The 1,012-nt window shown below is 77.7% G+C and carries 2 protein-coding genes; one reads left to right on the top strand and one right to left on the bottom strand.

Annotated features, from left to right (window positions below):
• A partial coding sequence (locus tag BI06_RS21305) for a response regulator transcription factor (RefSeq protein WP_149030459.1) occupies positions 1–523 on the bottom strand: 523 nt, incomplete at its 3' end.
• Between the two features lie 135 nt (positions 524–658).
• On the opposite strand from BI06_RS21305, the gene BI06_RS51020 reads away from it, so the two are divergent.
• Positions 659–1,012, top strand: a 354-nt coding sequence (locus tag BI06_RS51020) for a DUF6350 family protein (protein WP_233290252.1), incomplete at its 3' end; no start/stop codon positions are given.

The raw sequence follows: 1,012 nt of genomic DNA, 5'->3' as shown, positions 1-1,012 counted from the left end.
GAGCCGGAGCCGCAGCCGCACCCGGAGCCGCAGCCGCACCCGGAGCCGAAGCTGACGCCGGATCCGCAGCCCCGGCCCCAGCCGCAGCCTTCGCCGGAGCTGAGGAGCCCCCCGCCCCCGGCGGCGTCGGCAGCAGCGCGGCGAGAGCGGCGAGCTCGGCCTGCGTGCGGGTGCCCAGCTTGCGCAGGGCGCGGTGCTGGTAGCTGCGGGCGGTGGTGGGGGTGACGCCCAGTGCGGTGGCGGTCTCGGCGAGGTCCCGGCCGGCCGCGAGGTGGGCGAAGGCCTCGGCCTCACGGGCCGTCAGGCGGCGCAGCAGTGCCGCCGCCTCCGCGTCCGGCCTCCCGCCGCCGTTCTGCGCGGCCCCGTCCGCTCCGTCGGTGGTGGTGCCGCCCCGGCCCCGGCCGCCCTTGCGCTTTCCGGGGCGGCCCTTCCCGCCGCGGTTCGGCGAGGCGGACGCGGCGGCGGGTGCGGCGGGAGGTGCGGGCTGGGTGCCGGTGCGGGAGGCGGTCGGGGGCTTGGTCATCAGACGCTCCGGGCCGGATCGGTCGCGGCGGTGAGAGGGCATGGTCTGAAAATGCGCATAAGCCAATAATCTGGGACACCCCGGCGGTTTGCCTCTTCACGGAGCATGGCGAGTCGCCTTGGCACGATGAGGCCCATGACGCAGCTGACGGGTCGTCCGATTCTGGAAGCGCCGGGCGAACTGGGGGCCAGGCCCGTCCTCTCCGCCCTGCTCACCGGGATCCGGACGGCCCTGCTCGGGCTGTCGGTGGTCACCGTTCCGGTGCTCGGGCTCTGGGTGGTGACCCCGTTCGCGGACGACGGCGCGGCCGGGGCGCTGCGGCTGGCGTCCGCGTTGTGGCTGCTGGGGCACGGTGCGCCGGTGCTGCGCGGGCCGGTCGGGGTGCCGCTCTCGGTCGCACCGCTGGGGCTGGGGCTGCTGGCGGTGGGCCAGTTGTACCGGGCGGGCGGCCGGGTGGCGGCGCGCGGCGCCGGGCGGCCGGGGGGCCGC

This window comes from Kitasatospora sp. MBT66, assembly GCF_000710405.2.
Classification (GTDB): Bacteria; Actinomycetota; Actinomycetes; order Streptomycetales; family Streptomycetaceae; genus Kitasatospora; species Kitasatospora purpeofusca.
This window is presented reverse-complemented; position numbering and strand designations above follow the sequence as displayed.